Raw genomic sequence first — 26609 nt, 5'->3', positions numbered from 1 at the left:
ATGGCAGAACCGGTGCCTCCGGAACAGGCGAGCGAAGAACCATTAGCACCCCGCCAGCAGTCCCTGCTGCGATCATCGGTGCTGATGGCCTCCGGCACGATGGTTTCCAGGGTGCTCGGGTTCCTTCGAAACGCGATGCTGATTGCCGCCATCGGCGTCAGCCTGGGAGCATCGGACGCGTTCGGGGCAGCCAACATGCTGCCGAACTCCGTCTACAACCTGCTGGCTGCCGGGGTCTTCGACGCCATCTTGATCCCGCAGATTGTCCGCGCACTGAAACGCAAGGACGGCAACGTCTACGTCAACCGGCTGATCACTGCCGCCGGCACCATCCTGTTCGGAATCACCGTCCTGACCATGATTGGCGCGCCCCTGCTGCTGTCGATCACCTCGAGCGGGTTCCCCCCGGACGTGCGGAACCTGGCGATTGCCTTCGCGGTCTGGTGCCTGCCGCAGATCTTCTTCTACGGGCTGTATAACCTGCTCGGCGAGGTGCTGAACGCCCGCGGCATTTTCGGCCCGTACATGTGGGCACCGGTGGTCAACAACGTGGTGGCCATTACCGGGTTGGGCATTTTCCTCTACCTGTGGGGACCGTCCGGGGACGTCTTCCCCGCGTCCGAGTTCACCAGCCAGCAGATGGTGGTGCTCGCGGGCAGCGCAACCCTCGGGGTGGTGTTCCAAGCTCTGGTCCTGATCATCCCGCTCCGCCACTCCGGGGTGAAGCTCCGCCCAGACTTCCGCTTCCGCCAAACCAACTTTGGCTCCGCCTCGAAAGTGGCGGGCTGGACCTTCGCCACCCTGATGGTCAGCCAACTGGGCGTCCTCTCAACCACGAACCTGGCTTCGCACGCGGTTCGGGCTGCGGAAGAGGCCGACATTGTGGTGGCCGGCCTCTCGGCCTACAACACCGCCTTCATGATCTACATGGTGCCGCAGTCACTGATTGCGCTGACCCTGTCGACGGCCATCTTCACCCGGCTGGCAAACAACGCGGCCGACGGAGACTACCAGGCGGTGGCGCGCAACTACACCATGGGTGTGCGACTGATCGTGATGCTGTCGATGCTGTCGGTTGCGGTGATGCTGGTGGCCGCGGTGCCACTGATGCAGCTGGTGATGCCCAAGTTCGACGCCAACGCCGCCTCAATGTATGCCTCGGTGGTGGTGGCCCTGATCATGGGCGTGCCCTCAACCGGGATCGTGATGATCTCTCAGCGCGTGTTTTTCGCGTTTGAGAACGCCAAACCCGTGTTCCTGATGGGGATTGTTCCCACCGTCCTCCAGTTGATTGTCGGCTGGTCGTTCTACTTCCTGACCGGTCCGGAGTGGTGGATGGTCGGCGCTTCGATCGGCGAGACAGTTTGCCGGATCCTCCAGGGGTTCATCGCCATCTTCTGGACCGCCCACCTGGTGCGCACCCTCAACGCCGGCCGCCTGATCGCCTACTACGTCCGCTACCTGGTGGCGTTCGCCATCTCTGCTGTCGGCGGGTGGGGGTTGCTGCACCTGATCGGTCCGGCCTCGCTCAGTTCCTCTAGCACGGGACGGTTCGCGGACGCCTTCTGGAAGGTGCTGCTGGTCGGAGTCGTGGTGACCGGCATCTACCTGCTGGTGCTAACCGCGATCGACAAGAGCGGGACCCGAATGCTGGGTTCCTACCTGGGCGACCGACTGCCAAAGAAGTTCCAGCCGGCATTCCTTCGTTCCAAGCCCGAGGCAACCCCCAACTCCAAGTCGGCCCCCAGTCCGGAAGCGGCAGAGGCTAAAGCCCCTGGGGACGAGGCGGAGGAGCCTCTCACCAGCCAACTGCCCCTGCTCGGACGGATGCCCCTCGGGACTGCCGGCGCAGCCGGTGCGGCCGGATTGGCCGGGGTGGCCGGGCCCGGTGGAGACGACAACGAAGGGTCACCCCTGGTAGCCCCAAGCTGGGATGAAATCGTCGACGGCGATTTCGCTTCCCGTTCGGTGACGCGTTCACTGGGCGGCTTCCAGGAACTGTCCACCGGTCAGATCCCGATGATCATGAGTCAGAGCCAAAGACCACAGTCCAACGATACCCCGGAGGGTATATCCTTGAACGATGAAGAAACCAAGTCCCCCGGATCTGACGGGACCGAGCCCGACTCGGGAGCACCCGAGTCGTTGCCTCCGGGCGAGGCGATTACCACCCCGGTCGGGGAAGGCGAATCCGTGAGCGACCAGTGGCGTGAGAGTCTTGACGCCCTGCTGATGGGCGACAACGAGCTCGAGCATCCAACCGCTCCCGCCGCCTCGGACGCACCGAAGGTACGGTTTGGGCAGGTGGGTGCCACCCCGGTGGCCCAGGCGAGCCCAGCCGGAGAAGTACCCGCCGAGCCGTCGCGGGGCAGTATGATCCCGAAGCTTCCCGGGGTGGGAGGATCCGGGGTTAAGCGTCCGAGCGGACACGGCCCGCGCTTCAACCCAACCGGTCCGGCCATGGCTATCGCCGCCCTGCTGGTGATCGGCGGCGCAGTTTTCGCGGTGAACCAGCTGCGCCAACCAATTGAGCTGCCCACCTCGGGTGACCAGCAGATGTCTGGCGAACAGAGCGGCCAGCAAAGCGGCGAGGTTCCGGCAGCCGACGGGGCGGCCCCGGCGGATCCCGCCACCGCGCCCCCGGTAATCAACTCGATTTGGGTTTCCTCCTGGCAGGACGACGGAGGCGATCACCCCGAGTTGGTGGGGGCACTGACCGACGGAGACCCGGAGACCCTCTGGTACACCCGGTACTACGACCTGAACCAGTTCGGTGAGGACTCGATGATCTCACTGCTGGTCAATCTGCAGAGCGAGGCCGTCGTTTCCGAAATCACGCTGGACGTGCAGGGTTCTGGCGGTGAGGTGGCGATCCGACTGCCCGAGGGCGACGATCCACGCGTGGGCCAGGTGCTGGCAACCTCAGCGATCGATGGGACCACCACGATCAAGCTGGCGCAGCCAACCAAGATGTCGCGGATTGGCATCAACTTCATCTCCCTGCCAACCGACAATGAAGGCCTGAACCGGGCCCAAATCTCGGGACTTTCGATCAAGTAGACACAGAACATGAAGAGGAAGCGATAGACAAATGTCTGTAGCGAACGTTGTAGTCGTCGGCTCCGGGCCCGCGGGATACACAGCCGCCATCTACGCGGCCCGCGCCGGCCAGAAGCCAATTGTGGTGGCCGGAGCCATCGATGCGGGTGGTGCCCTGATGACCACCACCGAGGTGGAGAATTTCCCCGGGTTCCCGGACGGGATTCAAGGGCCCGACCTAATGGAGAACTTCCGGGCCCAGGCCGAGAAGTTTGGCACCGAGATCATTTTCGAGGATGCGAACAAGCTGGAACTGGAAGGACCGGTCAAACGGGTGCACCTGGATGACCGGGTCCTGGAGGCCAAAACCGTCATCCTGGCCACCGGTTCTCAATATCGTCATCTGGGCGTGCCCGGAGAGGACGCCTACTCGGGACGCGGCGTTTCCTACTGCGCCACCTGCGACGGGTTCTTCTTCCGCGACAAGCGGCTGGCCGTAGTTGGCGGTGGAGACTCCGCCATGGAAGAGGCGATTTTCCTGACGCGCTTTGCCTCCGAGGTGGTAGTGATCCACCGGCGCGACGAGCTGCGCGCTTCCGCCATCATGCAGCAGCGCGCCCTGGAACATCCGAAGATCAGCTTTGTCTGGAACTCGGAAGTGACGGAAATGTTCGGAACGGCGTCTCTCGAAGGAGTCCGGCTGCGCGATACCGTCACTGGCGAAACTTCCGAGCTGGCGGTGGACGGCGTTTTTGTCGCTATCGGCCACGATCCGCGGACCGACCTGGTCAAGGGCCAGGTGGAGCTCAATCAGGCGGGCTATATCAAGGTCGAGGAACCAACCACCGTCACCAACCAGCCCGGCGTTTTCGCCTGCGGTGACGTGGTCGACCACATTTACCGGCAGGCCATCACCGCCGCCGGCACTGGCTGTCGGGCCGCCCTTGATGCCCAGCTTTGGCTGGAGCTGCAGGGGGAAGACCAGGACTAGTTTTAGCTAGGCGGAAGGTCCGGGATCCATTTTGGGTCCCGGACCTTTTTCCGTCGAAAACTGCCTCCAGGAAGACTGGCGGGGTCAACTGCAGCTTTCTGCCTTGGCCCCCGCAGGTTGCGGGCAGTGGCGGACCCGGACAGCTAACTAGTTATCTTGCCCACCGGATCAGACCAAAGGGAAAAACCGACCTATTCTGAGCGTGACCCGAGCAGATCGACGATGCGCTGCAGGTCGTCGGCATCAGCGAAGTCGATGATGATCCGGCCCTTCTTCTTTCCCTCCGAGACGGTGACCTGGGTATCAAGCAGGTTCGAGACCCGTTCGGCCACCGAGAGGGCCAGGGCGGATTGGGTACGCTGCTTCGAGCGCTGGGGAGATCTTTCCTCCCCTAGTTCCCGCTTTCGGCGGACCAGGTCTTCCGTCGCTCGAACCGAGAGTCCCTCCTGGACGATCCGCTCACCGATCGCTTCCATCTCGGCCTCGGTCGCCAAGCCCAGAAGCGCGCGGGCATGCCCCGAGCTGATCACCCCGGCAGCTACCCACTGCTGGATGGAAGCTGGAAGCTTGAGCAGGCGCAGGGTGTTGGCAATCTGTGGGCGCGACCGAGCAATCTTGGTGGCCAACTCGTCTTGAGTGCAGGCAAAGTCGGCCATCAACTGTGCGTATGCGGCGGCTTCTTCCAACGGGTTCAGGTTGGCTCGGTGGAGGTTTTCCAGCAATGCATCCCGAAGCATGGACGACTCTTCGGTGTTCCGGACAATAGCCGGAATCTCCGTCAGGCCAGCCAGCTCGGACGCGCGCAGCCGCCGCTCTCCCATGATCAACTCATAGCGAGCTTCCGGGTGGTTCTCTCTCAGCTCGGCCAGTGTGGCCTGATCAAGTTGATCAAGGGCGAGGGGACGAACCACGATCGGCTGCAACAGGCCGACTCGTTCAATCGACTCCGCCAGTTCGTCCAAGTCGCTCTGTTCGAAGATCTGGCGGGGCTGCTTCCGGTTGGGCACGATTGCCTCGAGCGGAATGTGTCCGAACGAAGCACCAGGCACGTCTACCAGTTCGGTATCGCCGGATGTTTCACGTGAAACATTCTTGGACTTCGTAGATTTGGCTGGGGCAGACTTGGCCGAAACAGACTTGGCCGGGGCAGACTTGCCGGGAGCCGGAGTCGCCGAAGCCGCCTTAGTCGAGGCAGATGTTTCACGTGAAACATTTACCTTCTTCTCTTTGGGCTCGATTGTTTCACGTGAAACATTCGAGCCCTTGGTGGCCCTCTTGGGCGGGTTCAGCAAGTCTCGGGCAGATCCACCCCGAGCCACCACTTCATCTCCCGACCGGTTCTTGCCTTGCAGATCCGGAAACAGCACGTCCAGAGGCCGCTCGCGCTTTGTGACCTCTTCTTCTTGCCCGGTGGGAATCAACGCTCCCAGTCCGCGCCCAAGTCCACCTCTCCGTGAACTACCTGAAGCTTTTCCGGCCATACTAGTTCCCTCGCTCCTGCAACAGCCTCTTGTTCAACTCCAACGCAGCCATCCGATAGGCGACCGCTCCGGTCCCCCTAGGGTCATACGCCACCACGCTTTGACCGTAGCTCGGCGCCTCGGAGATTCGGACCGTCCGAGGAATCTCCACTTCAAAGACCTGCTCCGGGAAGTGTGAACGAACTTCCTGACACACCTCCGCACTCAACTTGGTACGACCGTCGACCATCGTCAGCAAAATGTGCCGAATGGAGAGCTTCGGATTTAGATGGGCCTGAATCCGCCCGATGGTCGACCAGAGCAAAGACAGTCCCTCCAGGGCGTAGTACTCGGCCTGGATCGGAATCAACACCTGCTCAGCCGCCACAAACGCATTGAGTGTCAGCAGTCCTAGTGAGGGCGGACAGTCGATCAAAATGATATCCACGTCGGGCTGCTGCGCAAGGTAATCCGCCACGGCGCTCGACAGCAGGTACTCGCGCCTGACCGAGTCGACCAATTCCACCTCGGCCCCAGCCAAGTCAATTGTCGCGGGACAGACGAACAGCCCTGGGCTGTCCGGGCATTCCTGCAGTGTCTCTGCCAGCGGGAGGCCCTCGACCATCACGTCATAGGTGGACGGCGTCCCAACTCCGTGTTCAATCCCCAGCGCGGTCGAAGCATTTCCCTGCGGGTCAATGTCGATCACGACCACGCGTAGGCCTCCCAGCGCCAACCCGGCGGCCAGGTTCACAGTCGTCGTGGTCTTCCCAACGCCGCCTTTTTGGTTACTGACCGTAATAACGACCGGCCGGCTTGGGCGCTCAAACTCAGCCCGATCTAGTGCCCGCAACTGGGCGGCATTTCGCGCCAACTCATTGGCAAGCGGAGCGGAAGTTTTCTCCGTCTGGATCACAAGACCACCTTTCAACTATCCCAAGTGTAGCCGCAACCCCGACAGGTCCCGGTGCCATCCGGGCTGTCCACAGGCACCGCTGCAATGAGCTTAGGTGGCCTGCCGAACACACTCCACAACGAAGGTGCTCTCCCCGTCCATCACCGACACCACCTCGTGAACCTGAGCCGACAGGTGGTAACGCTTCAGCTCCTTGGCCGCCTTGTCCACCTCTTCTTGCGCCCGCCGTCCCTTCAAGGCCAGCAGCTTACCTTTGGGCGCAATCAGCTTAGAGGTCAGTCGGATCAGCTTGTCCAGGCTGGCAACAGCCCGCGCGGTCACCGCGTCTGCCCGGAGGGACCGGCCGAGCTCCTCGGCCCGAGCGTTGACGATCTGAACGTTTTCTAGGCCCAGATCCTCAACCACTTCGGCCAGCCACTGGCACCGTCGCTCCATCGTTTCGACCAGGTACACATCCAGATCTGGCCGTGTGGCGGCAATCACAATTCCCGGCAGACCGGCGCCGGAACCGACATCAATAACTGAGCCTCGTTTCGGCAGAAACGGAACCAACGCCTGGCAATTGACGATGTGCCGGGACCAGAGCCGATCGAGTTCCCTGGGCCCGATCAGGCCGCGCAGCTCACCCTCTTCAGCCAGCTTCCGGGCAAACTCCTCAACCGGATAATAGGCCGTGCCGAACAGGCCCTTGACCAGCTCGTTCGGTTGTTCCACCCGAGGATCCTCACCCATGGAACCTACTCGGTCTCTTCCGCCTGAGCCGGGTTCGGGTGAATAACAACCCGCCGGTTGGGCTCCACCCCTTCAGATTCCGAGATCAGGCCGGCCGCCGCGATCACGTCGTGGCACACCTTCCGCTCGAACGGGTTCATCGGCTCCAGCTCCACCGGCTCGCCCTTGACCTTGACCTGGGTGATCGCTTCCTCCGTAATCACCCGCAACTCCGAGCGACGGTTCGTGCGATAGTTGGCCACATCCAGCATCAGCCGGGAACGTTCGCCGGTCTGGGCCTGCACGGCCAGCCGGGTCAGCTCCTGCAGCGCGTCCAGGACCGAAGCATCATCGCCCACCAGGCGCAACAGATCGCTGTCATCACCTTCGGACACGATCGCGACCGCGGCGCGGCCGTTCTCCACGTCAATCTCAATATCGCCATCAAAATCGGCGATATCTAGCAGCTCCTCAAGATAGTCGGCAGCCAGTTCGCCCTCTTCCTCCAGGCGCTTGATTTCGTCACTCCGCGAATCTTCGCTCATCATTCAACCAACCTTCGTCTTGAGAATCCGCTACTTCTTCTTCTTGCCCTGCTTGCGCTGCTTGCGTTCAGCCGCGCGACGTTCTTGCCGGCGACGCTCAACCTCTTCCGGAGTCAGCGTCGTGCCGGCCTTGGCCGCCTTCTGCTGCTCCTTTCGAGCCTGCCGCTCCTCGTACTTGGCCTGAGCATCGGCGTCGGCCGCCTCCAGCTGGGCGCGACGCATCCGCTGTTCACGCGAGAGCTTCTTCGGCTGCTTCCGGGTCTTGGCATCGGCCGCAGAGGCCTTGGTCTTCTTCAGTTCGCGCAGCCAGGTTTCATCGGGCAGCGCCTTCCAGTCGTCAAAAGCCAGACCACGCAACACGCTGAGTTGCTCTTCGGTCGACCACTCTTCTGGGAAGTCGACGTCAACCTTCTCGCCCTTGGCGCGCTTCTTCGCCTCGGCCAGAGTCTTTACGGCCAGGTCAGAGGCTGCTTCCGAATCAGTTCCGGCCGACTGGGTCAGCTGCTCTAGCTCGCGGTCGTAACCTTCAAAGTAGGGCTGACCCCACTGCTGGTACTTCTTTTCGCGCTTGGCAATCAGCTCGTCGTAAGCGGGAGAACCCGGGGTCGGTAGGGCCTTGATGACCCAAACCTGCTGCACCCAGGAGAAAATCGTGGTGGTGATCATGTAGATCAGCAGGGCCATCTGGAAGATGAAGCCCATGAAGATGAACATGGCCGGCATCATGTACATCATGGTCTTTTGCGAGCGAACCATGGGGTTGTTCGGATCCTGCGCGGGCGGCATGTTCTTCGTCATCGACATCCGCATGGTCAGGAACTGGAACAGGACCATCAGACCGATCAGGACCACAAAGACAATCTTCAGCGCGCCCGGAGTGGAGTTTAGGCTCTCGAACAGGCCGATCCCCAGGAACTTGGAGTTGGCGATCTCAGCCGCCACCTCCTTGGTCAAAGGGCCAAGGTTGTCGTAAACGTAGGTACCGGCATTGAGTTGCTGGACGGCGAAAATAACGCGGTAGAGAGCAAACAGCACGGGCATCTGTACCAGGAGCGGCAGACAGGAAGAGTACGGCGACGTGCCGTTCTTCTTGTACAGCGCCATCAACTCTTCACTTTGGCGCTGACGCGATGCCTGGTCGGTCTTACCCTTGTACTTCGCCTGTAGCTTCTGGATCTCCGGCTGGATGGCCTGCATTCCCCGCTGGGACTTGATCTGCTTCAAGTACAGCGGGATGATTGCCGCGCGCACCAGGAGGGTGAGGATAACGATCGAGATGATCCAGCCAGCCCCGCCACCAAAGCCGAGGCCCAGCGCCACCACCACGTCGTGGATCTTAACCCAGATCCAAGCAAACGCAACGATAATCCAATGTAACCAAGTGTCCACTCAGGACTCCTAACCGAACTTCTACCACCGGCCCCTTCCGGAACCGAGAAACTCCAGCAGTCTGAGGCGAAAATCGCCTCTCTTATCTTAGCCAGTCTAGCGGAGCCACACCCGGGCCCGAATCATGGCGTTAGCCTCGTTTTACCTGTCCTTTTGATCGGGCAGATCGTGGCCGACCCAGTCGTCTGGGGGGATCCACTCCGGGGCTTTCCACTTGCCCTTTTCGGGGACATGATCGACCCCGCCCAGCGACCAGGGGTTGCACCGGAGCACCCGCCAGGTGCCCAGCAGCAAACCCTTGATCGCCCCGTGTACCCGCAGTGCCTCGAGCATGTAGTTGGAGCAGCTCGGGTAGTACCGACACCTTGGACCCAGGGCGGGGGAGATGAACTTCTGATAGCCGCGAACCAACCACTGCAGCGCCGCCGACACCGGGTTGATCATGGCCGACCTTTCACCATCGCCTGGGGGCCCAACAGCTTCCGTTGCGCCTGCGCCAGCGCCTTGTCGAGGTGAAGTGCCAATTCGGTACTGCTCAGCCCCTGGCAGCGACCGAACACTCGCAGCACGATATCGGTTCCGGGGTCAAAGTTGCCGAGGCGGGGTCGCATCAGGTGGCGGAGTTGCCGCTTGAGCCGGTTCCGAGCAACGGCGGTGGGAACCTCGCGCTTAGCCACGATCAGCCCAACACGAACCGAAGTTTCCGCCTCACCTTTCTGGGGATGACAAATCGCCGTACCCACTGGTGGTACGGCGATCGTGGCCGCTAGGAAACGATTACCGCCTCGAGCCCCGACTCGAAGTGCCCGCTTGAAAGCGGCGGACTCGACCAGTCGGTTTTGGCGCGGCAGCACCGGTTCGTCTCAGACGGCTAGGCGCGAACGGCCCTTGCGGCGCCGGTTGGCCAGCACTGCGCGGCCCGAGCGGGTGCGCATCCGCAGGCGGAAGCCGTGCACCTTGTGGCGCCGACGGTTATTCGGTTGATACGTACGCTTAGTCACGGTACTACTCCTCAATTGGCGGGGTCCGATCGCCGAGTTGACGTTGATCAAACTCGCCGCGTCCTGGGTGCGGGTCAGGTCCTGTCAAAAATGCAGACAAAACCCTGCTCACACGTGCCTGAAAAGGCTACCCAACCGGGTCCCCCTCGGTCAATCACCCCCGCCCGGACTGTCGTCATCTCGGGGTCAACCGATTTTAGTGCACAGTTGGGGATAACTTCGTGGATTGGACCACCTCTGTTTCCACAGAGTTGTCCTCACCCCGTGGGTAACTCCGGCTGTCTTTGGTTGCCACCACGCCTTAAAGCTTGGAATTACACCGATGTAACTACATCCGTGCGTATCCACAGGTTTTCCCACAACCTGTGGAACGCGGTTGATAACTATGTAGACTATCTGGGTAGCAGCGCTGCCTCGGCGTGGTTAACTTCACGCCCTTCGCGCCGACGTAGACATCAATCAGGGGAATGGGATCGTCCAACAATGTCAGAGGATTTGCTTCACCAAGCTTGGACTAAGGCGATGGAGCAGGTCATCGTCGACTACAACGTCAAGCTCGGTCACGCTCCGGTGCTGCGCATGGCCAAAGCCAAGGGTGATCTGGATGGGACCATCCTGGTGGCAGTTCCGAACGACTTCACCCGCGACTTCATTGAGAATCGAATCTACCAACCCATAATCGACGCGCTGGCTGCCGAGCTCGGCCGTCAGGTTCAACTGGCCTTCACCATTGATCCCTCCCTGGGCGAGGAAGCGCTCGCAGCCACCTCGTCCTCCGGACCGAACCAACCGGCGGGCGCCTCACCCAATCCTCAGACCCCGGCACCGGCCGAAGCGGAGCAGTGGATTATGCCCGCCCCACCCTCGCACAACACGGTTCCGCTCCCCAGCGTGGCCCCGCAGATGGCGATCGACTCGGTCTCTTCCACCCGACTCAACCCGCGCTACGTCTTCGACACCTTCGTGATCGGCCCCTCCAACCGATTCGCCCAGGCGGCCGCCTCGGCGGTGGCGGAGTCGCCGGCCAACTCTTTCAACCCCCTCTTCATTTACGGCGGGTCGGGGCTGGGGAAAACCCACCTGCTCCACGCCATCGGTCACTACGCTCTGGCGTTGTACCCGCACCTGCGGGTCCGCTACGTCAACTCCGAAGAGTTCACCAACGACTTCATTAACGCGATCCGGATCGGCAAGAACGAAGAATTCAAACGCCGCTACCGCGAGATCGACATTTTGCTGATCGACGACATCCAGTTCCTGCAGAACAAAGAGGGGACGATGGAAGAGTTCTTCCATACGTTTAATGCCCTCCATAACGCCAACAAGCAGGTGGTGATTACCTCCGACCTGCCCCCAAAGATGCTCTCTGACTTCGAGGATCGGCTCCGTTCGCGCTTCGAGTGGGGCCTGATCACCGACGTTCAGCCGCCGGACCTGGAGACCCGAATCGCCATCCTGCGCAAAAAGGCTGCCGCCGAGAACATCGAGGTGGCCCCGGAAGTTCTCGAATACATTGCCACCCGGATCTCCTCAAACATTCGCGAGTTGGAGGGTGCATTGCTACGCGTCACCGCCTACGCCAACTTGACCAAGGAGCAGGTGGACCTGAACCTGGCGACCACGGTGCTGAAAGATCTGATCATGGATGCCGACGACGGGCAGATCACGCCGGCGCTGATCATGGGCCAGACCGCCTCCTATTTTGACGTGACAATGGAGCAGCTCTCTAGCGCGGAGCGCACCCAAAAGACAGTCAATGCGCGCCAAATCGCCATGTACCTGTGCCGCGAACTGACCGACCTGTCCCTGCCCAAAATCGGCGAGGCGTTCGGCGGGCGCGATCACACCACGGTGATGCACGCCAATCGGAAAATCACGGCCCAGATGGCGGAGCGGCGCGAGGTCTACAACCACGTGACGGAGCTGACCAGCCGAATCAAACAGAAGGCGCGCGAGCGGTAGGCAGGATCGGCGCCCGGAGGTAGTGGCCGCCGAACCTGTTTTGAAACTACAAGTTTTCGGTCCTGTCCACAGGTTCAACCCCTCTTTTTCGTTGTCGCCGCGCCAAGCGGGGTGGGCGCTGGGGACGAAATGACAAAAACTTGTGATTTGCTGTTGACGAGCGGCTTAAAGCTGGGGATGGCTCGGCACTCGACTTTGCGCGTTCACAGCTTTGCGGCTGACTCCACAGGATCTGCCCACTTCCATCAACAGGCGCGATTGGCATGCCGGCGCGGAAGAGTCCCTTAATTCACAGTTTCCCCAGCCCCTACTACTACGACCAAACTTGTAATTACAGAACTTTGTGGACAGCCCGCAAACGCTCCGCGCCCCCTGTGCCGCTTGGCTCGCTGCTCACAAGTTTGGGTTTTCCCCAGGGTAACCATCAGGCTTCGTTGGGTGCTATGAGCGGCTAGACTGAAGTAGGTTGATTGTCGGTGCTGGGTCGTTCATCCGAGCGGTTCCACCGTCGAAAGTGTTTGAAAAGAGGAGGACCAGTGAGGTTCAAAGTTGGCCGCGATACTCTCTCTGAAGCAGTCCAGTGGAGCGCTCGGGCAGTCCCGCAGCGACCGGCGGTGGCAGTTCTGGCCGGGGTCCGACTGCACGCGGCCGATGGGGTGCTGGAACTTTCCTCTTTTGATTATGAGTTGTCAGCCCGGTCGCAGGTTGAGGCAGAGGTGGAAACCCCGGGTGAAGTCCTCGTCTCCGGCCGTCTGTTAGCAGAGATTTGCCGCTCACTTCCCAACCGTGACGTGATCATGGAGTTGGCTGACAATCACTTGCAGATTCGCTGCGGCAACTCTGAGTTCAGTCTCTCGACCATGAACCTGGAGGACTACCCGACCCTGCCGCAGATGCCTCCCGTCCAGGGAAAGGTAGACTCGGCCGAGTTGGCGCGGGCCTTGCAACAGGTCTCGGTCGCGGCCTCGCGGGAAGAAGCCCTGCCCCTGCTGACCGGCCTCAAGCTGGTTATCTCCGGCCCGCAGATCACGCTGCTGGCGACCGACCGTTATCGCCTGGCTATGCGCACTTTGGAATGGGAGCCGAAAGACCCGTCATTGCAGGCTGAGCTCCTGGTGAAGTCAAAGGTGTTGGCCGACGTGGCCAAGTCGATGGCAGCTGCCGGCGAGGTGGAGCTGGCCCTGTCCGAACTGTCGGACAACTCCCGGAACTCGATGATCGGGTTCAGCGCGGGGGGACGCCAGGCGACCTCGGTGCTGATGGATGGGGATTACCCGCCGGTGATGAAGCTGTTCCCGGACGAAACTCCGCTCACCTACACGGTCAACCGGCAGGAGTTGCTGGAGGCAGTTCGCCGCGTATCCCTGGTGGCCGAACGGAAGACCTCGGTTCGCCTGACGTTTGCCGACGGGGTCCTGACCCTGGAGGCCGGCCACGGCGAAAGTGCCTCGGCGCAGGAAGCCGTGGGCCTGGCCGCCTCAGCTGAAGACCTGCAAACCGCGTTCAACCCCCAGTTCCTGCAAGAAGGCCTGGCCATCACCGACACGGAGTACGTCCAGTTCGGGTTTACCCACCCGACCAAGGCGGCGGTCATGTGCGGCCTGGCCGGACCGAATGAGCCGATTGATGAGCGGTTCAAGTACCTGCTCATGCCGATTCGCTTTGGAATCTGACCGGCTCCTGACCCTGCGCTGAGGCGAAGCAATGTACGTCTCTGATTTGGCGCTGAACGACTATCGCTCCTACCGGGAGCTGGTCCTCCAGCTTCCACCCGGGGCGGTCGTCTTCCTGGGGAGGAACGGCCGCGGCAAGACCAACCTGGTGGAAGCGGTCGCCTACCTGTCGACCTTCTCGTCCCACCGCGTCAGCGCCGACCGAGCGCTGGTGCGCCGGCCCTTAGCTCAGTCCGAGCCGGAGGCGCCGGTCGACCCGGACGCGGGCCGGGACCCCGGGGCGGCCAGGTCGTCCAAGTCGGCCAGCTCGGCCAGCGCCGCCGCGGCGGCCGGCTCGCCGGAACCGCCCACGGCCGCGGTCATTCGCGCGCGGGTTCACCACGGTTCCCAGGACCGGCTGCTGGAGCTGGAAATCGTGCAGGGGAAAGCTAACCGGGCCCGCCTGAATCGGGGTCCGGTCCCGGCTCGGGAATTGCTCGGCAGTTTACGAACGGTGATGTTTGCCCCCGAAGACCTCCAGCTTTTGCGTGGAGAACCGGGCGCCCGGCGCCGCTTCCTGGACGAAATTTCGCTGCAGCTGAAGCCGGCTTATGCGGGCCTGCGCCGGGACCTGGAACAGGTGCTGCGCCAGCGCGCCGCCGTTTTGAAGCAGCTTGGCCCCCATGCGGACCTGCGCCTGGCCGACGACTACCTGGCCGGCTGGGATGAGGCCCTCGCGCGCCTCTCAGCCCAGGTCAGTGCCCACCGACTCAGCGTGATTGCTTCCCTCCGGCCCGGGCTGAAGCGGCACTACCGGAACGTGTCCGAGGACGACAAGCCGGTGGAGCTGGAATACCGCTCCCACCTGGAGAAGCTGGAGGCCCGCCTCGGGCTGGACACCGGCACCGACCTGGCGATCCCACTGGTGGACAACGGCTACTTCCCGGACCTGTCCGCGCCGATCGAGCAGCTTGCCGGAAGGTATTTGGCGGCCCTGCGGGCCCGGCGGGCCGAGGAGCTCCGCCGAGCCGTCAACCTGGTCGGCGCCCATCGGGATGACTTTGAGGCCGAGCTCGCTACCATGCCGGTCAAAGGCTACGCCTCCCAGGGGGAGACCTGGTCGGTGGTGCTGTCGCTCCGCCTTGCCCAAATGGACCTGCTGACGGCGGACGAGGATACCCCGGTCCTGATCCTGGATGACGTCTTCGCCGAACTGGACGAGCGGCGCCGCCTGGCCCTGGTTCAGTCGATTGCCCCGGTGCAGCAGGTGCTGATCACAGCGGCCGTGCCGACGGATATTCCCGCCCAGCTGGAACCCGCGCGGTTCGAAGTGACGTTGGATGAGCAGCTGGTCACCCAGGTGTCGCCCCTGGGCGCAAGTTTTGAGTCGGTGACCGCGTCGGCGGGAGCGGCGGGAGGCGACGGTGACTGAGACGCCGAACCTTCCCCCGGAGAGCTCGGCCGGGCGGCCCGAGGACCAGGAAGCGTTCGTGCGCGAAGCTTTCGAGCGGATGCGCCAAGCTTCGGTTGGACTGCCGATTCGGCGCCGATTCGACTGGGCTGGAACCCGGCAGCCACAGCAGGTGGACGAGGCGGAGCCGGCCTCAACCGGGTGGCGGCCCGGCCCGGGAATGGCGCGGTCCAAGAACGGGACCGGTCCGTCCAGGTTTGACCCGCAGCCGCTGGGGTCGGTGATTGGGCGGCTGGCAGCTCGGCCCGAATGGCAGGTGCCTCTGTCCTTGGGGGATGTGGCTGCGCACTGGGAGGAGATCGTCGGACCACAGGTGGCCCAGCACTGTGAGATCGAGTCGTTTGCGGACGGAAAATTGCAGGTGCGGACCGACTCGACGGCCTGGGCGCAGCAGCTCCGCCTGCTGCTGCCGACCATCGAGAGACGGGTGGCCGAGGAGCTGGGAGAGCAGGCCGTGCGCCAGGTGGTGGTGCACGGACCGCGGCCCCCGTCCTGGCATCACGGGCAGTTTCGAGTGCCCGGTCGAGGGCCCCGGGACACCTACGGTTAGGCCGATCACTAACTGGTGAGAATACTCACGTAAAACCGCAGCAGGAAGCCAAGTTGGGCCGGTCCGGATGGGTAATCTCAGGCCAAATTTGTTAGAATATTGAGGAATGAAATCGGCTCGTGCCAGGGGGAAACCTTAGTGCGCTCTACGCCGCGGGACCATGTTGGCGCAAGCCTGACCCGCCTCGTCCAGGGTGCGGACACCCACCTAGTCGGTCCGAGCCGATGAGTAGGGAGACGACAGGTGACAGAAGAAAACGAAGTAATGGTCGACGGGCAGGATCAGATCGAATCCAACTCGGCTCCGGCACCGGGCAACGATCATTATGAGGCGGCTGACATCACCGTCTTGGAAGGCTTGGAAGCCGTCCGCAAACGCCCGGGCATGTACATCGGTTCCACCGGTGAGCGGGGCTTGCACCACCTGGTGTACGAGGTGGTGGACAACTCGGTCGACGAGGCGTTGGCCGGCTACTGCGACCACATCAAGGTGACGATCCTGGCTGATGGTGGGGTGCGCGTCGAAGACAACGGCCGCGGTATTCCTGTGGACCTGCACCCAACCGAGGGCAAGCCCACCGTCGAGGTGGTCATGACCATTCTGCACGCGGGCGGCAAGTTCGGTGGGGGCGGATACGCCGTTTCCGGCGGTCTGCACGGGGTGGGTATCTCCGTCGTCAACGCGCTGTCGGCTCGGGTCGACACCGTGGTCAAGCGGCAGGGCTATGCCTGGCGGATGTCCTTCGCCAACGGTGGCCACCCGATTTCTCAACTGGCTCGGGGAGAGGAAACCGAAGAGACGGGGACCATCCAGACCTTCTGGCCGGACCCGGAGATCTTCGAGACGGTGAATTTTTCCTTCGAGGTTCTGCGCCAGCGTTTCCAACAGATGGCGTTCCTGAACAAGGGCCTGCGGATCACCCTGACCGACGAACGGCCCGGGCAGAGCGTGGCCGGCGACGAGATTGCCGGTGACGCCGAAGAGGTCACCGCCACCGAGGAAGAGTTCCGCACGGTCAGCTACTGCTACCAGTACGGTTTGCGTGACTACGTCGAGTACCTGGACACGACGAAGAAGGCCCAGGTAATCAACAACGACATTATCGATCTGGAGACCGAAAACGCCGAAGGCACCCTGTCCCTGGAGATTGCGATGCGGTGGACCCAGGCGTATGCACCGACCATCCACACCTACGCGAATACGATCAACACCACCGAAGGTGGAACCCACGAGGAGGGCTTCCGGACCGCCCTCACCACGGTGATCAACAAGTATGCTCGCGACAAGAACCTGCAGAAGGAAAAGGATGAGAACCTGACGGGCGACGACGTCCGCGAGGGGCTTACCGCCGTCCTGTCGGTCAAACTGACCGAGCCGCAGTTCGAGGGTCAGACGAAAACTAAGCTGGGGAACACGGAGGCACGTACCTTCGTTCAAACCCAGGTTTACCAGCTGCTTGGCGACTGGCTGGACGCGCATCCGCAGGAGGCCCGGGCGATCGTAGCCAAGGGGCAGGCGGCGCAGCAGGCCCGCGTGGCCGCCCGGAAGGCCCGCGAGGCCACCCGGCGAAAGACAGCACTGGACTCGGTCTCGATGCCCTCAAAGCTGCGGGACTGCTCCTCGCGCAATGCGGAGGAATGCGAAATTTTCATCGTTGAGGGCGACTCCGCCGGCGGTTCGGCCGTGACCGGGCGCAACCCGGACACCCAGGCCATTTTGCCGCTGCGGGGAAAGATCCTGAACGTGGAGAAGGCGCGGATTGACCGGGCGATGAACTCGGAAACGATTCAGGCGCTGATCGGGGCTTTGGGCACCGGCATTGGCGAAGAGTTTGACCGGGAGAAGCTGCGCTATCACAAGGTGATCGTGATGGCAGACGCGGACGTGGACGGCCAGCACATCGCCACCCTGCTGATGACTTTCTTCTTCCGCTACATGAAGCCGCTGGTGGAGGAAGGCCACATCTACCTGGCCACACCCCCGCTGTACCGCCTCAAGTGGACCAACGCTCCGCACCAGTACGTTTACTCCGATCCGGAGCGGGACGAAGCCCTCGAAGAGGGAGCCGCGCGCGGTTGGAAGCTGCCCAAGAACGGGGCCATCCAGCGCTACAAGGGGTTGGGTGAGATGAACGATCAGGAGCTGTGGGAAACCACGATGGATCCTGACCGTCGCCTGCTGAAGCAGGTTGAGGTGGGGGAGGCGGCCGCTGCCGACGAAATCTTCACCATCCTCATGGGTGACGACGTGGAATCGCGCCGAACCTTCATTCAGCGCAACGCCCAAGACGTTCGTTTCATTGACGCTTAGAGTCTTCCGGAGGGAACCACATAATGAGTGACGAAAAGAATTCGGAAGAACTGAACAGCTCCGACCAGAACCGGGAGGCCGCCGAAGTGGCCGAGGCGGTTGCGGCCGCAGCCGGGGAGGGAACCGTGGGCGTCATCGGCCGAATTGACCCGGTCGACCTCGAATCTGAGATGCAGCGCTCCTACCTGGACTACGCGATGAGCGTGATCGTGGGTCGGGCGCTGCCGGACGTGCGCGACGGCTTGAAGCCCGTCCACCGCCGGATCCTCTACACCATGTACGACGGTGGCTACCGTCCCGACGCTGGCTTCTACAAGTGCATGCGCGTGGTCGGCGACGTGATGGCCCACTACCACCCGCACGGGGACGCCTCCGTTTACGACGCGCTCGCCCGCCTCGTCCAATGGTGGTCGATGCGCTACCCGCTGGTAGCCGGTCAGGGTAACTTCGGCTCGCCCGGAAACCTGGGGCCGGCCGCGCCCCGGTACACGGAGTGCAAGATGGCTCCGCTGGCGATGGAAATGACCCGGGAAATTGACGAGGCGACCGTCGACTTCCAGGAAAACTACGACGGCCGCGCTCAGGAGCCGACCGTACTGCCGGCTCGGTTCCCGAACCTGCTGGTGAACGGCTCGGAGGGGATCGCGGTCGGCATGGCTACCCGGATTCCCCCGCACAACCTGCGCGAGGTGTCTGCCGGCGTTCAGTGGTACCTGGAGCACCCGGAGGCGACCCGCGAGGAGCTGCTGGAGGCCCTGCTTGAACGGATCAAGGGACCTGACTTCCCGACCGGCGCCACCATTTTGGGGCGGAAGGGGATTGAGCAGGCCTACCGGACCGGCCGCGGCGCCATCGTGCAGCGGGCGGTTGTCGACGTGGAGGAACTGCACGGCCGCACCTGCCTGGTGATCAAGGAGCTGCCCTACCAGGTCAACCCGGACAACCTGGCCGCCAAGATTGCCGAGCTGACCAACACCGGCCAGCTGACCGGCATTGCCGATATTCGCGACGAGACTTCGGGGCGGAACGGCCAGCGGCTCATCATCGTGCTAAAGCGCGATGCGGTGGCCCAGGTGGTGCTGAACAACCTGTACAAGCGCACCCAGCTGCAGGACTCGTTCCCCGCCAACATGTTGGCGCTGGTCGACGGGGTGCCGCGCACGCTGAGCCTCGACGGCTTCGTGCACTACTGGGTCAAGCACCAGCTGGAAGTGATTGTTCGCCGAACCAAGTTCCGCCTCGCCAAGGCGCGCGAGCGGCTGCACATCTTGGACGGCTACCTGCGCGCGCTGGACATGCTGGACGAAGTGATCGCCCTGATCCGTCGTTCACCCACGGTGGACGAAGCGCGGACCGGGCTGATGGAGCTGTTGCAGATCGACGAGATTCAGGCCAACGCGATTCTGGCGCTGCAGCTGCGACGCCTGGCTGCCCTGGAACGCCAGAAGATCCTGGACGAGCACGCCGAAATCAAGGCTCGGGTCGAGGACCTGCAGGACATCCTGTCCTCGCCGACGCGCCAGCGGCAGATCATCTCCGATGAGCTGGCCGTGATTGTGGACAAGTTCGGTGACGAGCGAAAGACCGCCATCGTTCCGTTCGGCGGAGACCTGTCCGACGAAGAGCTGATCGCGGAAGAACGCGTCGTGGTCACCATTACCCGGGAGGGCTACGCCAAGCGGACCCGCGAGGACAACTACCGCTCCCAAAAGCGCGGTGGCAAGGGTGTGCGCGGTGCGCAGCTGCGCGGAGACGACGCGGTGGAACACTTCTTCGTCACCTCCACCCACGACTGGCTGCTGTTCTTCACCAACCAGGGACGGGTTTACCGGGCCAAGGCGTACCAGCTGCCGGAAGGCGGGCGCGACGCCAAGGGTCAGCACGTGGCGAACCTGCTGGCTTTCCAGCCGGGGGAGGCCATTGCCCAGGTCATGCGGATCGAGTCCTACGAGGACGCGGAGTACCTGCTGTTGGCGACCAAGTCCGGCTTGGTCAAGAAGACCCGCCTGGCCGAGTACGACTCGCCGCGCTCAGCCGGTCTGATCGCCATCAACCTGCGCGAAGACGGGGACGGCCAGCCGGACGAGGTGGTGTCAGCCGAGATCGTCAACGCCACCGACGACGTCATCCTGGTGTCCAAGCAGGGCATGTCGATCCGGTTCACCGCCGACGACGAGCAGCTGCGCCCGATGGGTCGGTCCACCTCCGGCGTGATGGGGATGCGGTTCCGCCCCGAAGACGAACTCCTGACGATGGAGGTGGTCGAGCCGGATGCGGACCTCCTGGTGGTCACCGAGGGCGGATACGCCAAGCGGACGCCGCTGGCGGAGTATCGAGTTCAAGGTCGAGGCGGACTGGGGATAAAGGTCGCTGACCTGGCCCCCGAGCGCGGAGCGCTGGTTGGAGCCCTCGTGATTGAGCCCGAAGAAGATGTCATGGTTATCACTGAGAGCGGAAAACTGGTTAGGGTTAGTGCAGGTGACGTTCGCTCCACGGGGCGCAACACCAAGGGCGTCATTTTCGCGCGACCCGATGAAAGCGACCGGGTCATCGCGATCACCCGCAACGGTGGGGACGAAGAAGACCAAGAGGACGCGGAATCGGGAGAGGCCGAGACCACTGAATCCGAGGGGACCGAGAATGAGTGAAAACGCTGTGGTCGCGGAAGTTGAGGCCGAGTATGACGAGCCGCGCAAAGTCGAGCTGACCCTGGCCAAGATTGACCCCTGGTCGGCGCTGAAGATCAGCTTCATCCTCGCGGTGGCGGTTGGGATTGCCACCGTCGTGATCACCGCGGCGCTCTGGCTGCTGCTGGACGGTATGGACGTGTTCGGGTCGGTGGAGGACTTCCTGACCCGACTCGGGGCCGAGTCGTTCCTGGAGCTGATGGAGTACGTCCGACTGCCCCGGGTGATGTCCTACGCGACCATTCTGGGGATCATGAACGTGGTGCTGTTCACCGCGGTTTGTACGCTCGGATCGCTGCTCTACAACCTGATTGCTTCGCTGGTCGGAGGGCTGAAAGTCTCCCTGATGGATGAGTGATCCAACTCCCACTGTGAGAGGGCGGGACAGTTTGCCGACGCGGCGAAAAATCGGCTAAGCTTTCACAGTGTCCACGGGCCTATAGCTCAGTTGGTTAGAGCGCAGTCCTGATAAGACTGAGGTCGCTGGTTCGAGCCCAGCTAGGCCCACCGTCGCAGATACCGAGGTCACCGGAGGAGAAATGAAAAAGTTCCTGGTGCGAGCCTCAGTGGTCGCGGCCTGTGCTGCCGGAGCGGTTTTGGTCTGGCAGACCATTCGGGATCTATCCACAGCTGAAGAGCTCTGGCATCCCATCACCGATCCGGTAGAGTAAATTCGACACCACCCAGACGGGGCTATGGCGCAATTGGTAGCGCACCTGCTTTGCAAGCAGGGGGTTAGGGGTTCGAGTCCCCTTAGCTCCACCATTCAAGACGTAATAGAGCCCCTGATTTGGGCGTTTTCGCCTGTCGAGACGGCGAAGGGCTCGGGAAGACGGAGGCTGGCTTCCTTGTCTTAGTGATCTGGCGTCCCGGTCCTTGATCTTGGTCGTAGTCATTCTCGATGCGGCGCCCGTTATCGGCCAGATCTGCGCGCGGCCACGGACGAACTAGACCTATATGCGATGCATTCCCTCCGCTTGGAGCAGCTCAAGGGCAACCGTGCCGGAACCTCATCCACCTGCCTGAATGACCGGTTCAGTCTTATCATCAAGTTCGAGACGGATGACGAAGGCCGGATGGTCATTGTCGTCGAGATGGTTGATTACCAATGAAAGAGGGTGCCGATCATGAGAATGCCGATGGCTGCCGAGGTGTTCCCGGCCGGGGAACTCCTCGCAGACGAGCTCGCCGCGCGTGGCTGGACTCAGGCCGATTTTGCGGAGGTTCTTGGACGACCGGCACAGTTCGTCTCGGAGATCATCTCCGGCAAGAAGGAGATCACTCGCGAGTCCGCCGCGCAGATCGCGGCGGCGCTCGGAACAAGCGCGGAGTTCTGGCTCAACCTTCAGGATTCTTAATTCCTCTGGAAGCAAGCACAGGACTCGTGCACCAGGGGGAGCCTTGACGCAGCAAAGACTCCCGCTAGATTGCGTTAATTCGCACCGCTCGCCTTACTGAGGAAGCGTGGCTGCGGCACCGCGTCAGCTCCGGATGGCTAATCTACGGAGGTCCTTCACCTCTTAGGGATGCATAGCTTGATGAGGAACTGACGTTCAGATTTGCCTGTGGGCGAAGCACTAGGGACGAGGCGGTCACGGTGCTGCAACAGGCCTGGGTTGTGTGGATCCAGGCCGGTGCGCTTGAGCTGGAGTGAAGCTCGATGGGTGCGCACTTCGTCGATGAGACCCCCGTGATCGGTATCTCCGGTCGATGAAAGCGGCTAGGCAAAGTGTTCTTTGCCATCCTCCATGAAGTGGAAGACTATCCTCGCCCGCGACGCACCATTGCTTCCACCTTAGGTAACTGGTGACCTTAGCTCGGTTTGCCAGGGCGCCTTCACTAGGTAGCTCAGAGGGGGCATGAAGCGGCTCTCTTGTGTTCTCACAGTGCTGATTGACCTGGCCGGCGAACGAAGATGCAGTAGCGCCTTCTCTCTGCTATTTCGCACGGACCGCAACATTCGCGCCCGGCCCTTCCGCCTTTCTCGCTTAAGGCCACCACCGGTGGGTTCAGCCGCGCTGCCTCCGATCCATCTAGCATTGAGCGTCGAGAGCGGTGAGCAGAGCCTGCTCCTCACCGTCGGTCAGTCCGGCTCCGGCCACGGTGGGGAGGTTTGCCTCAACCGCCCACGCCAGCGAATCAGCCAGGGTGTCCCGGAGTGGCCGAAGTGAGAGTCCGTTCTCAAGGGCATGCAGGCTCGACAGGGCCCCCATGCCCCGCATCTGCGGATCACTGATCCAAAGGGGCAGCGATTTCGGGCCCATCCACTCGTGCACGCCCTGTGCAGTCAGCCAATCAGGAGCTGCTGCAATCATCTTCCCCTCGGACTCAGTCACCGTTTGGGCCAGCTGAAGGTGGTTTCCAAGAGAGGTCACCTCGCCGGTCGCATTGAAGATCCCACCGCCACGAACCTCAGCCAGTTGGACGATCCAATCGGCCAGGTCACGCACGTCGATGACCGAGGTGGGGTAATCGAGTGCGTCAGGGACCAGCACCCGACCCTGGCGGTTGGATGGCCGAGCGAACCGTAGGGGCCAATACGTGCTGCGTCCGGTTGGGTCTTCCGGTCCTCCAATCAGGCCCGGGCGGATGATGGTGGTGCGGTCGGGGCCAAACGCGGACAGGACAGCCTCTTCGCAGGCCACCTTTGCCGGGCCGTAGTCGTGGGGAGCGGTCATCGAGTCGGCAGCCAGCGGTCGGCAGAGGGGAGCGTCCTCGGTAATCCCTGGGTCCGAAAGCGAAGCATAGGCGTTTCCGGACGAAATGAAGAGGTAGTGATCGGCCCGCTCGCGGAGCTGATCCACCGCCCGCCGGACGTGTCCAGGCTGGGTGGCCAGATCGATCACCGCATCCCAGCGGCCCGCCGGCAGGGCAGAGAGGCTTTGGTCCAGATCTCGATCGAGCTGTACTAGCCGAGCTGCCGCCGGGACCGATGAGCCTCGGGCCACGCAGGTGATGTCATGGTTCGCTATGATCGCGGCTTGCGCGATGGTTCGCCCAAGCCAAGCTGTCCCTCCGAAGAGCAAAATCCTCATGCCTCAGTATCTCTCGGACGGCACCAGAAAAAGTGGTGGCCGGCCCAACTGGGACGACAGCTAGAAAAGTGCTGAGCAAAACGAGGCGTCCAACCGGATGAGGGGGGCCGCCTCGTTCGCCTGGTGGTGGCCTACTGGCTGGCTTCGGTTCCCGAGTCGCCTTCAGGCACCCACCGCAACAGATCGCCCGGTTGACACTCGAGCACCCGACACAGGGCGTCCAAAGTGGTGAAGCGAACGGCCTTGGCTCGATTGTTCTTCAGTACTGCCAAGTTGGCGGGTGAAAGGTTGATCCGCTCTGCCAGCGTCCCGACAGACATCTTCCTTTTTGCCAGCATGACATCGATGTCCACCACAATCGGCATCAGATCACCCCGTCCAGTTCGGCCGCCAACTGGTTGGCCTCCACGTCGCGGCTGACCGCTTGGGCCAGAAGGAGCCGGAGGACGTAGACAATCAAACCCACGCCCACAGCCACAAGCGCCAGGATCAGGGCTATCAGGACAGCCCCGGGCGGAATCTCGCCGGTGCTTCGACCCAGGTAGCCAAGCACAAAGGTCAGCAGGGTGGAGAGCACGGCAGCGGTGGCGGCCGCCCCGATCACCACGTCGACCGATCGGAATGCGCGGGGGGAGAACACCGTGCCGTGGTAGGCCATGGTGAGAAGGTGCCACACCGAGGCCAGTACCACCTGCACGCAGATTGCGCCCAAAATCAGCACGGTGAAAATGAGGAACTTGTAGGCCTCCGGGCTCTCAAACCCCCAAGGCTGGGACATGATGATGATCGCCAGCACCTGGAAGAACAGCAGGATTGCTGCGAGCAGGGCCAAAATCAGGCGCAAGATGCCGTAAACCAGTCGACTCATCGCCACCCCTTTCGATTGATAATCGAGACAAACATATCGATAAACGATCTGTTTGGCAAGGGGTGTCGAGCATCGTGACCTGCAATGGTCTAGTCCATGGGCTTCGGTTCAAGGCTTAACTTCAGTTGCGGGGAGAACTTGATGCGTCAAGTTCTCCCCGCAACTGATTAGACTTGTCCAAACTGTACTCGCAGTGCGTGAACCTGTTCGGAAGTGAGTTCCCGCATCCGCCCAAGAAGATGCAGGTTGAACAGAAGCTGGGCGTAGTATTCCAACCGTTCAGTAGCTAAGTACGCTTCTTCAAGTGAGTCTGCCCATGAGAGACTTCCGTGTTGCTCCAGTAGGCAAACTCGATGATCAGCCACTAGCGGCGCCACGGAATTAGGTACCTGTTCGGTGGACGGTGTTGCATAAGGAGCAATGGGTACACGTGGCATCAGCAGTGCTATTTCGGGCAATAGGTTCGCTTCGAGAGGTTCACCTAGAACCGCGTATGCGGTTGAAATGGGAGGGTGAGCGTGAACTACCGCTTGGACGGAGGGATCTTCCTGATACACGCGAAGGTGCATCTTGATCTCTGACGAAGGACCGCCACCTGTTCCACGGTCCACAACAGTTCCGTCCGGATGCACCAGCGCCAAGGAGTCCGGCGTCATGAATCCTTTGGATACGCCCGTGGGGGTGCAGAGGATCAAGTCGGCCGATACCTTGACAGATATGTTGCCATCGTTGCTGGCCACGTATCCGCGTTTCCAAAGTCGCTGTCCGACCTCTATCACAGCTTGTCGGGTGGACAAATAGGTGCTTGTCACAGGCTGATTCCCCTTTCTAGTCGGTCAACCCGCCTGACAGTTCCCGATACTGTTCTACCGCCTCAGCCACGTTCAGCCCGTCATGTACAACTCCGCGAACTGCTTGAATCATGGCGCTTGGGCTTTGTCTCTGGAAGATATTTCGACCCATGTCCAGGCCGGCCGCGCCAGCTTGGATTGAACGGTAAGCCATATCCAGCGCTTCGGGAACCGGTAGTTTCTTTCCGCCCGCAACGATGACCGGAACTGGGCAGCCCGCTACCACCTCCTCGAAATCCTGCTCGCAGTAGTATGTCTTGACCATCTGTGCCCCAAGCTCGGCAATCATCCTGGTCGCTAGTCCGAGATAGCGGGAATCTCGGACCAAGTTCTTGCCAACCGCGGTGACGCCAAGGACTGGGATACCTACCTTCATTCCCTGGTCGACCAGGGTGGTCATATTCTGAATTGAACGCGACTCGTGTTCCCCTCCCACAAACACTTGGACTGCAACAGCACTGGAATCTAGGCGAACCGCATCGGCCATGTCCAAGGCCACGTGCTCGTCCGATAGTTCCCGAAGAATCGATGGACCGCCTGAGGCACGCACAACCAGGGGCATGTTTCCATCGGCGGGGAAGCTTGATCGAAAGATCCCGCGTGTGCCCATAAGGGCATCAGCCCAAGGTGCCAGCGGGACAATGTTGAGATCAACTCGTTCTAGGCCGCGAGTGGGCCCCTGGAAATAACCGTGATCAAATGCCAGCATGACGGTCCGGCCATCCGCCTGAAAGATGCGCGACAAGCGCCGCTTCATCCCAAAATCCAGGTGGCTGGCACCCTTGACATGGAACCCATAGTCAGGGGTTGGTGTTTCAGTGTGGAAGTTCTTCGCGTTCAAGTTGCCTTCTAGGTCGGCCACAGTAGTGCTCCTTTTCTGGTTCTGTTAGTTGCTGGGCACCCAGGGAACCGCGATGGTATCTCCCGGGCTTGAAGGGGTCTTCAAGAAAATGAACCTGCACGGTTCCTCGGTGTCGTTACGCAAATAGTGCTGTTCGTTAGCGGCGGAGCTGACAATGTCTCCGACGGTTAGGGTCACTGGTGCGCCCTGGTCAACCCACAGGGTGCAACTGCCCTCCATTACGATGAACGACTCGACGCAATGGCGATGATAATGGTTGTCCACTTCGTCGCCCGGTCGGAGCCGGACCACTCCTAGCTCGTATGGATC

At 61.9% G+C, this 26609-nt stretch carries 25 protein-coding genes, 2 tRNA genes and 1 pseudogene; 14 read left to right on the top strand and 14 right to left on the bottom strand.

Annotation, left to right across the window (positions count from 1 at the left end; translation table 11 throughout):
* Both murJ and trxB read left to right on the top strand, forming a co-directional pair.
* On the top strand, window positions 1-3060 hold the full coding sequence (gene murJ / locus SAC06_RS00425) for a murein biosynthesis integral membrane protein MurJ (protein WP_350258258.1): 3060 nt from the start codon (window positions 1-3) through the stop codon (window positions 3058-3060).
* Between the two features lie 31 nt (window positions 3061-3091).
* Window positions 3092-4030: a thioredoxin-disulfide reductase gene (gene trxB / locus SAC06_RS00420; protein ID WP_350258257.1), complete on the top strand. Its 939-nt coding sequence runs from the start codon at window positions 3092-3094 to the stop codon at window positions 4028-4030.
* 191 nt (window positions 4031-4221) lie between these two features.
* On the opposite strand, the gene SAC06_RS00415 is transcribed toward trxB, so the two are convergent.
* Window positions 4222-5079, bottom strand: coding sequence for a ParB/RepB/Spo0J family partition protein (locus tag SAC06_RS00415; protein WP_350258256.1), 858 nt, complete (start codon window positions 5077-5079; stop codon window positions 4222-4224).
* Between SAC06_RS00415 and SAC06_RS00410 the strand changes: the two are divergent.
* A pseudogene (locus SAC06_RS00410) lies at window positions 5054-5179 on the top strand (hypothetical protein); the annotation flags it as partial. The gene SAC06_RS00415 and the pseudogene SAC06_RS00410 sit on opposite strands and share 26 nt — an antisense overlap.
* Window positions 5180-5512: 333 nt before the next feature.
* Here the strand turns inward: SAC06_RS00410 and SAC06_RS00405 are convergent.
* The 7 genes from SAC06_RS00405 to rpmH all read right to left on the bottom strand — a co-directional run bounded on the left by SAC06_RS00405 (window position 5513) and on the right by rpmH (window position 10052).
* The gene (locus tag SAC06_RS00405) at window positions 5513-6403 is read right to left on the bottom strand and encodes a ParA family protein (RefSeq protein WP_412766241.1); all 891 of its coding nucleotides are present in this window, start codon (window positions 6401-6403) and stop codon (window positions 5513-5515) included.
* A gap of 93 nt (window positions 6404-6496) precedes the next feature.
* A complete protein-coding gene (gene rsmG, locus SAC06_RS00400; protein ID WP_350258254.1) occupies window positions 6497-7138 on the bottom strand; it encodes a 16S rRNA (guanine(527)-N(7))-methyltransferase RsmG in 642 nt (213 codons plus the stop codon).
* Between the two features lie 5 nt (window positions 7139-7143).
* On the bottom strand, window positions 7144-7662 hold the full coding sequence (locus SAC06_RS00395; protein WP_350259194.1) for a protein jag: 519 nt from the start codon (window positions 7660-7662) through the stop codon (window positions 7144-7146).
* 30 nt (window positions 7663-7692) lie between these two features.
* On the bottom strand, window positions 7693-9051 hold the full coding sequence (yidC, locus tag SAC06_RS00390; RefSeq protein ID WP_350258253.1) for a membrane protein insertase YidC: 1359 nt from the start codon (window positions 9049-9051) through the stop codon (window positions 7693-7695).
* Between the two features lie 141 nt (window positions 9052-9192).
* Window positions 9193-9495, bottom strand: coding sequence for a membrane protein insertion efficiency factor YidD (gene yidD / locus SAC06_RS00385; RefSeq protein WP_350258252.1), 303 nt, complete (start codon window positions 9493-9495; stop codon window positions 9193-9195).
* Window positions 9492-9905, bottom strand: a complete 414-nt coding sequence (rnpA, locus tag SAC06_RS00380) for a ribonuclease P protein component (protein ID WP_350258251.1) — start codon at window positions 9903-9905, stop codon at window positions 9492-9494. Before rnpA ends, yidD begins: the two co-directional genes overlap by 4 nt.
* A gap of 9 nt (window positions 9906-9914) precedes the next feature.
* Window positions 9915-10052, bottom strand: a complete 138-nt coding sequence (gene rpmH / locus SAC06_RS00375) for a 50S ribosomal protein L34 (protein WP_350258250.1) — start codon at window positions 10050-10052, stop codon at window positions 9915-9917.
* A 483-nt stretch (window positions 10053-10535) separates the two neighbouring features.
* On the opposite strand from rpmH, the gene dnaA reads away from it, so the two are divergent.
* The 11 genes from dnaA to SAC06_RS00315 all read left to right on the top strand — a co-directional run bounded on the left by dnaA (window position 10536) and on the right by SAC06_RS00315 (window position 22042).
* Entirely contained in the window at window positions 10536-12014 is a 1479-nt protein-coding gene (dnaA, locus tag SAC06_RS00370) for a chromosomal replication initiator protein DnaA (RefSeq protein ID WP_350258249.1), read from the top strand.
* A gap of 536 nt (window positions 12015-12550) precedes the next feature.
* Window positions 12551-13687 carry a DNA polymerase III subunit beta gene (dnaN, locus tag SAC06_RS00365; RefSeq protein WP_350258248.1) on the top strand — a complete coding sequence of 379 codons (1137 nt, stop codon included), beginning with the start codon at window positions 12551-12553 and terminating at the stop codon, window positions 13685-13687.
* Between the two features lie 31 nt (window positions 13688-13718).
* Window positions 13719-15098, top strand: coding sequence for a DNA replication/repair protein RecF (recF, locus tag SAC06_RS00360; RefSeq protein WP_350258247.1), 1380 nt, complete (start codon window positions 13719-13721; stop codon window positions 15096-15098).
* Entirely contained in the window at window positions 15091-15687 is a 597-nt protein-coding gene (locus tag SAC06_RS00355) for a DUF721 domain-containing protein (RefSeq protein ID WP_350258246.1), read from the top strand. The genes recF and SAC06_RS00355 overlap by 8 nt, the downstream gene beginning before the upstream one ends.
* Window positions 15688-15951: 264 nt before the next feature.
* Window positions 15952-17997 carry a DNA topoisomerase (ATP-hydrolyzing) subunit B gene (gene gyrB, locus SAC06_RS00350; protein WP_350259193.1) on the top strand — a complete coding sequence of 682 codons (2046 nt, stop codon included), beginning with the start codon at window positions 15952-15954 and terminating at the stop codon, window positions 17995-17997.
* A gap of 23 nt (window positions 17998-18020) precedes the next feature.
* The gene (gene gyrA, locus SAC06_RS00345) at window positions 18021-20645 is read left to right on the top strand and encodes a DNA gyrase subunit A (RefSeq protein ID WP_350258245.1); all 2625 of its coding nucleotides are present in this window, start codon (window positions 18021-18023) and stop codon (window positions 20643-20645) included.
* Window positions 20638-21042, top strand: a complete 405-nt coding sequence (locus tag SAC06_RS00340; protein WP_350258244.1) for a DUF3566 domain-containing protein — start codon at window positions 20638-20640, stop codon at window positions 21040-21042. Before gyrA ends, SAC06_RS00340 begins: the two co-directional genes overlap by 8 nt.
* Before the next feature lie 75 nt (window positions 21043-21117).
* A tRNA-Ile gene (locus SAC06_RS00335) sits at window positions 21118-21191 on the top strand.
* Window positions 21192-21223: 32 nt separating this feature from the next.
* Complete coding sequence (locus SAC06_RS00330) at window positions 21224-21355, top strand: DLW-39 family protein (RefSeq protein ID WP_350258243.1); 132 nt, start codon at window positions 21224-21226, stop codon at window positions 21353-21355.
* A gap of 18 nt (window positions 21356-21373) precedes the next feature.
* Window positions 21374-21449 (top strand) — tRNA-Ala (locus SAC06_RS00325).
* Window positions 21450-21823: 374 nt separating this feature from the next.
* Window positions 21824-22042, top strand: coding sequence for a HigA family addiction module antitoxin (locus tag SAC06_RS00315; protein ID WP_350258242.1), 219 nt, complete (start codon window positions 21824-21826; stop codon window positions 22040-22042).
* A gap of 675 nt (window positions 22043-22717) precedes the next feature.
* On the opposite strand, the gene SAC06_RS00310 is transcribed toward SAC06_RS00315, so the two are convergent.
* The 6 genes from SAC06_RS00310 to SAC06_RS00285 all read right to left on the bottom strand — a co-directional run bounded on the left by SAC06_RS00310 (window position 22718) and on the right by SAC06_RS00285 (window position 26591).
* Entirely contained in the window at window positions 22718-23719 is a 1002-nt protein-coding gene (locus SAC06_RS00310) for an NAD-dependent epimerase/dehydratase family protein (RefSeq protein WP_350258241.1), read from the bottom strand.
* A 131-nt stretch (window positions 23720-23850) separates the two neighbouring features.
* Window positions 23851-24084 (bottom strand): helix-turn-helix transcriptional regulator, encoded by a 234-nt coding sequence (locus tag SAC06_RS00305; RefSeq protein WP_350258240.1) that lies wholly within the window; start codon window positions 24082-24084, stop codon window positions 23851-23853.
* Entirely contained in the window at window positions 24084-24587 is a 504-nt protein-coding gene (locus SAC06_RS00300) for a DUF2975 domain-containing protein (protein WP_350258239.1), read from the bottom strand. The genes SAC06_RS00305 and SAC06_RS00300 overlap by 1 nt, the downstream gene beginning before the upstream one ends.
* A 167-nt stretch (window positions 24588-24754) precedes the next feature.
* A complete protein-coding gene (locus tag SAC06_RS00295) occupies window positions 24755-25399 on the bottom strand; it encodes a class II aldolase/adducin family protein (protein ID WP_350258238.1) in 645 nt (214 codons plus the stop codon).
* A 16-nt stretch (window positions 25400-25415) separates the two neighbouring features.
* Window positions 25416-26300, bottom strand: a complete 885-nt coding sequence (gene lsrF / locus SAC06_RS00290; RefSeq protein WP_350258237.1) for a 3-hydroxy-5-phosphonooxypentane-2,4-dione thiolase — start codon at window positions 26298-26300, stop codon at window positions 25416-25418.
* A gap of 24 nt (window positions 26301-26324) precedes the next feature.
* Window positions 26325-26591: a cupin domain-containing protein gene (locus SAC06_RS00285; RefSeq protein WP_350259191.1), complete on the bottom strand. Its 267-nt coding sequence runs from the start codon at window positions 26589-26591 to the stop codon at window positions 26325-26327.
* Window positions 26592-26609: the final 18 nt, after the last annotated feature.

This window comes from Scrofimicrobium sp. R131, assembly GCF_040256745.1.
GTDB lineage: Bacteria > Actinomycetota > Actinomycetes > Actinomycetales > Actinomycetaceae > Scrofimicrobium > Scrofimicrobium appendicitidis.
Note: the sequence above shows the minus strand (reverse complement) of the source record. Positions and strands in the feature narration are given on the sequence as shown.